The 5593-nt window shown below is 38.1% G+C and carries 7 protein-coding genes; 6 read left to right on the top strand and 1 reads right to left on the bottom strand.

The annotated features are described in order from the left end of the window. Positions 1-306: 306 nt before the first annotated feature. On the top strand, positions 307-1518 hold the full coding sequence (locus QAI40_RS16590; protein WP_304511859.1) for an OprD family outer membrane porin: 1212 nt from the start codon (positions 307-309) through the stop codon (positions 1516-1518). Positions 1519-1719: 201 nt separating this feature from the next. On the opposite strand, the gene QAI40_RS16595 is transcribed toward QAI40_RS16590, so the two are convergent. After that, positions 1720-2370 carry a hypothetical protein gene (locus tag QAI40_RS16595; protein ID WP_304511860.1) on the bottom strand — a complete coding sequence of 217 codons (651 nt, stop codon included), beginning with the start codon at positions 2368-2370 and terminating at the stop codon, positions 1720-1722. Between the two features lie 185 nt (positions 2371-2555). On the opposite strand from QAI40_RS16595, the gene QAI40_RS16600 reads away from it, so the two are divergent. The 5 genes from QAI40_RS16600 (at position 2556) to QAI40_RS16620 (ending at position 5488) form a co-directional block, all read left to right on the top strand. Further along, positions 2556-2690, top strand: a complete 135-nt coding sequence (locus tag QAI40_RS16600; RefSeq protein WP_304511861.1) for a hypothetical protein — start codon at positions 2556-2558, stop codon at positions 2688-2690. 281 nt (positions 2691-2971) lie between these two features. After that, on the top strand, positions 2972-3370 hold the full coding sequence (gene tnpA, locus QAI40_RS16605) for an IS200/IS605 family transposase (protein ID WP_304511862.1): 399 nt from the start codon (positions 2972-2974) through the stop codon (positions 3368-3370). A gap of 195 nt (positions 3371-3565) precedes the next feature. Then, on the top strand, positions 3566-4255 hold the full coding sequence (locus tag QAI40_RS16610; protein WP_299984054.1) for a Fic family protein: 690 nt from the start codon (positions 3566-3568) through the stop codon (positions 4253-4255). A gap of 218 nt (positions 4256-4473) precedes the next feature. After that, positions 4474-4734: a helix-turn-helix domain-containing protein gene (locus tag QAI40_RS16615; RefSeq protein WP_299984056.1), complete on the top strand. Its 261-nt coding sequence runs from the start codon at positions 4474-4476 to the stop codon at positions 4732-4734. Then, a complete protein-coding gene (locus QAI40_RS16620) occupies positions 4724-5488 on the top strand; it encodes a HipA domain-containing protein (RefSeq protein ID WP_299984058.1) in 765 nt (254 codons plus the stop codon). Before QAI40_RS16615 ends, QAI40_RS16620 begins: the two co-directional genes overlap by 11 nt. The last annotated feature ends 105 nt before the right edge of the window (positions 5489-5593 follow it).

Consider the following 5593-nt stretch of genomic DNA (forward strand, 5'->3'; position numbering starts at 1 on the left):
TGGCACTACAATTGCAAATATAGTTTCTTAGCTTGATTCATAGTTTGAGAATACACAATTAATCTATGGATTTTTGGGCTACGGACATAAGACGGGACAGTTTGAACCGTTTGATAAAAGTCTTCCAGCACGTTATCCTCAAAATAGGGCATTCCAACAAAGCCTTATTCTGCGGGGTGCCCCGGCTTATGTCCATACCCTATGTAATATAAGGAGGTGATTGTGTTTATGGTTGTTTGGGAGAATACTTGTTGGCTTAATAACAAACAAAAATAGCAAAGAGCAAAGAGTAAAGGAGGATTAAAAATGTGGAAAAAAATTGGGTTGACTATTATGCTGTTGGTTGCAATGACTGCCGTATCATTCGCTGCAGACGATCTTGCAAGTGCATTTAAGGAAGGGAAAATCAGTGGAAATATCCGTTCCTATTATTTTACCAGAGATTTTGACAAAAAAACGGCCGATACGGAAGATTTTGCGATTGGTGGCGTGCTCAATGCTCAAACGGCACCCTTGAAAGGGTTCAGCGTCAGCGTCGGATTCAAAACCTCCCAGGGCGCCAGCTGGAACGATGATGACATGGGCGTTCACGGTTTGTTTGCTAAAGATTCAAAAGGTGATCACGAAAATTATACTGCTCTGAATCAATATTATCTTCAGTTCGAAGGCTTCGATACCAAAGTAAAATTCGGTGCTCAGAATATCACTACGCCATGGCTCAATGCTCATGATATCCGCCTGACACCAAACACATACCGTGCTTTGAGCATTGTCAACAAGAGCATCCCAAAGGTGGAATTGTACGCATATTATGTTGATGAAATCATGACAAGAACCAGCACTGAATTTCAATCCATGTCAGAGTCGATATCTTCAAAAATAACGGACGAAAAGCCTGTCATTATCGGCGGAATTGTCTGGAAAGCGCCGGGAGCCCTAAAGATTCAGTTTTGGGACTATTATACCCAAGACGTCCACAATATGGCCTATATGCGGGCTGATTATTCCTACAAACTGAACAAAGACTACACCCTGCTGGCGGGCCTGCGATTGTTTAATCAGGATGATGTGGGGGATGCGTTGGCCGGAGAAATAGACACCTACATGGCTGGGGGCAGTTTAGGAGTGAAAGCTTACGGTGCGAGATTGGATCTTTTATACGCAAAGGTCGGTGACGATAGTCTTGTTATACAATGGGGACATAATAAAGTCATAGCTCAGCAGGTATACGGTAGCGATAAAGCTGATCAAGATAGCTATGGGGCAAAATTATTTTATGATTTTGGACAAATTGGCCTCAAAGGTTTGAGCTCCTATGTATATTATGCCACCTATGACACACCGGACAGCGGTAAAAATGCATCCCAAGACTTTGATGAAATTGATTTAGACCTACAGTACAAATTCGATAAATCGTTAAAAGGACTCAGCCTCAGGTTGCGGCATGCGATTGTCCAAAAAGCCCAGGGGGGTGAAGATTTAACCGATTCCAGAGTATATTTGCAGTACGTGTTTTAATGTCCTTGAATATTTGCCATAAAGTATCCGCCCAAAAATAAAGAATCCGGCCCCCAGAGGGGCCGGTATTAAGTAAGCGCTCAATTAACCCCATCTTTTCATTCAAGAAAAGTTATGGCATATAATCTACTGTTCTTTGGAAATCGAATTATTTATATTTAGTTTCTTAGTTCTCATTTTCGTGTTTTTTTGGCAAAAGAATTATGCAAGTTGTTTATAAATCTTTGCCAATTCAGGGATTATCGTCATCTCTTTTAATTTCATTCCCATGGTAATTACCTGACTACCGAATCGGGTTAAATAGTATTTATAAGTGTTGGCCACTTTTTTGATTAAACCATGTGTGTGTAATCTTTTTAGAATTCTTGAAATTTGACTGCTTGAATAAATTTTAAAATTATAACGAAGATTTTTATTCTGAAAACCGCTGATTGTAAATGCTCCGGATATTATAGTTTGCAAAATATTCATATCATCTTCATTAAAAAAATTGAAACCTTTGAAGGATCGGTTGTTCTGGACAACGGTCTTTGAAACTTTCTCAAGTTTTTTTATTCCAACACTCGGATCAACTATATCTGAAATAAATTTCAAAAAGCGTTTGTTTGCATTGAACAATACGTCTTTTAAAGGCCCCAGGTTGTACAAACCTTTCTTCATGTTTGTTAATTTCATTGAGGTTGTGCCATCACGATGTTCTACCTTCCGGTAGTGCTTAAAAAAAGAGACATCATTTGTTGTCGTTTCTATCCTGAGAATGATGCCGTGTTTATCGTACATTTTTATTGAGGTGCGACCCATTCTAAATTTAATACAGGTCCCCTCTATTCTTGTAGAGAAATTATTACCCATTTCATCTTGATATAAGGGTGATAATTTTTTGCCAAGAAAGGTGGCGATGTTTTCCGGTTTGACTGAATGAATAGCAGTACGGGGGTTAAATTGTCATAAATCAATCTCAAATCTTTTTGACGTTTGAATATGATATCTGTCGCATACTCAACCTGCATTACGCTCCAATGATAACCCATAGGAAAATGTTTGATAACAGGACAATAAAAACTTGCAAACTCATCGAGTTTTTCATGGATGTGAGCAATGTCCAAAGCATTGCTGTTTCCTGGGCTAACGCTTTTTTAGATTTTCTTGTCATACTTTTCCAGTATGGATGATTAGTTTTCAGTTGCTTGTTAATTATTTTCCTGATATTTTTTATGTGCATAAGGCCTCTGTTTTTTTGCCGGTTTTTTTTGTGTAATTGCTTAAAAAAGCATACACTAAAACAGAGGTTTTTGCAACACAAGTTATTGAATTTATATAAAATAATTGTTTTAAATTAAACCTCGGGCTATGCCCGAGCGACCCTAAAAGGTTTTACCGTTCCGGCGTGAAAAAAATGTAATAAAGGTTCTTCCCCGGGAAAGCTCCAAAAGGGAAAAGAGAGGAAGAACCTATGAGAGATTGGCAATCATTATCACATGTAAAGTGGATCTGTAAATATCATATTGTATTTGTGACAAAGTATAGACATGAAATCATATATGGGAAGCTGAGAATAAAAATAGGGGGTATCATAAGAGATCTGTGTCGTCAAAAAGGATTGGATTTACACGAAGGACACGCCATGAAAGACCATGTTCATATTTGCTTGAGCATACCTCCGAAGTTCAGTGTGTCCAATACAGTTGGTTTCATCAAAGGTAAAAGTGCCATAAGGATACATCGAGAGCTGCTTGGGTCCAAGAAAATGACAGGATTAAGTTTTTGGGCAAAGGGTTATTGTGCTAGTACAGTGGGTCTAGATGAGGAAACCATAAGGAAATATATTAGAGAGAAAGACAAGAAACATTAACAAAGTAACAACTGTTTAATAGCCCCTTGAGGGGCTTTCCTAACACAATGCCCCCTTAGAGGGGGCTTCATCATACCTCCTGCTATGCAGGAGGTCGGTGATTTACTAATTTTGGAGATTGATTTCAACACCCTTTATAAGAGTCTGTTCAGTAACACAAGATGATTCAATGCCCTTAAAAGGATAGGGAAGGCTATGAAAGAGAATATCAAAAAGGCCATTTTTGTTGCTAAAAAGATGTTTACCCAGCTTGTTTATGATTTTCAATCCCTGGAAGGGATGCCGTTTACTTTTCCAGAGGTCCAGACATTCCTTCAGGGTATTACCATTGGTGGTCATAAAATTTCAGACCAGGAGAAACTCAAGCAACAGCAGCTCGCATGGCAGAGACTTATTGAGCTTATTGAGCAGGAGAAATTTAAATTATCTAAAAAAATTGCCTGTGAACTGGAATATATCGTTGCAAAAGATGAAGCTTTAACTCCAGGTATAATCAGGGATGGGGCGGTCTCTGTAACCAGTGGTGATTTTACCTATCATCCACCTGAGCCTCACGAGTTACCATCATTATTCGACCAGACTCTAAAAGATGCCAGTAAAAAAAAGATTCCATTATACGAGAGGGGTTATAATTTGGCATTGGATTTTACCTGGAATCAATTTTATTGGGACGGTAATAAAAGAACCGGTAATCTTATGATGAATGGATTGTTCATGAGTAATGGTCTCTTGCCGTGCTCAGTCCCGGCAGCAAGGCTATTGGAATACAATACGTTGCTCATGAATTTTTATAAATTTCATGAGAATAAAGCTGTGACGAATTTTTTAAAAGAATGTCATATGGAGACCTATTTAGATTGGAAGATGGATTTTCCGCAGTCCTGAGACGTTGGAAATAAATATGGAAAGGTTAATTCTCTGGAGATTAAAATGAATGGATCATCCAATAGCAAATGATTATAGTCAGTACCTGTATGAAGTTGATAGCTTTTAAACCGTACAGTTAATTTAGCTTGACAGGGTCTTTTTTTAACCGTACGGTTAATTGTATATTGGTCGTGCCTTTTTTAACAGTACAATTAAAAACAGGAGGAGGCCTAAAATTGACTGAAATAAGATACCCATATAGATTGCGCTTAGTTAAATACATGGGCAAGGCACTAAAGGATACTCGTAAAAAGAAAAAAATGACTCAAGGGGAGTTGGCCGATATCACCGGGACCAGTGTAAAATTTATCAGTGATGTTGAGCGTGGAAAAGAAACTATTCAGATGGATAAAGTTTTCGATTTGGCCAGGGCTTTGGGTCTTCTGATTTATGTAACTCCTGATCCTCTCTCTTCAAGGAGTGAAAATGAAGAATAAAAATAGACTTTTAATTATATGGAATGAGTTATTGGTTGGGACATTGGAACGAAATACAAAAGGAAGGGTGGTATTTCAGTATTCTATGGATTGGCTCAATAATATCGACAAGCCTATTTCTATTTCTCTTCCATGTAGAAAAAAAAAATACTCTCCGGCAATCAGCACAGCTTTTTTTGAAAACCTGCTTCCTGAGAATAATGCACGAACTATTCTGGCATTCAATCACAGGTTTGATAAAAAAGATACTTTTGCCTTTCTTGAAAATTTTGGAGAAGATTGTGCCGGTGCTCTTTCAATTATTCCTGATGAAAGCAAAACAGATTTTACCCCTGGACAATATGAGTGTATAAACACCGAGTTGATAGAGGCTTTGGATAAAATCATGGCTAATCCGGAAAAATATACTTTGTTTCCCGAAATGAAAAAAGCCAGACTATCAATTGCCGGTGTTCAGGATAAACTACCTGTTTATCTTGAAAAAGATCAGTTTTATTTGCCTGCCACTTCAGGTTCGGCAACCACCCATATTATAAAGCCTGCCAATGCCGGTTTTCCGGATATCCCAAGGAACGAGGCCTTTTGTATGGAATTGGCTCAACAAATGGGATTATGGGTGCCTGATTCAAGATTGATGAAAATCGGTAATCATGAATTGTTTGTTGTTGATCGATATGACAGGGAAAAGACCGCCAAGAATGTCATGCGCATTCATCAAGAAGATTTTTGTCAGGCAATGGGGTGTCAGCCTTGACCTGAAAATGAAATAATCTTCCCGGATTGAAAGTGCGTATTCTTCCTTTCTTTTTCTTCCCTTAAAAAAAATATTAAATCAATTTTCTTCATATTCTTCTCTTCT

Origin of the sequence: Desulfobacula sp. (assembly GCF_030611305.1) — a bacterium.
Taxonomy (GTDB): Bacteria; Desulfobacterota; Desulfobacteria; order Desulfobacterales; family Desulfobacteraceae; genus Desulfobacula.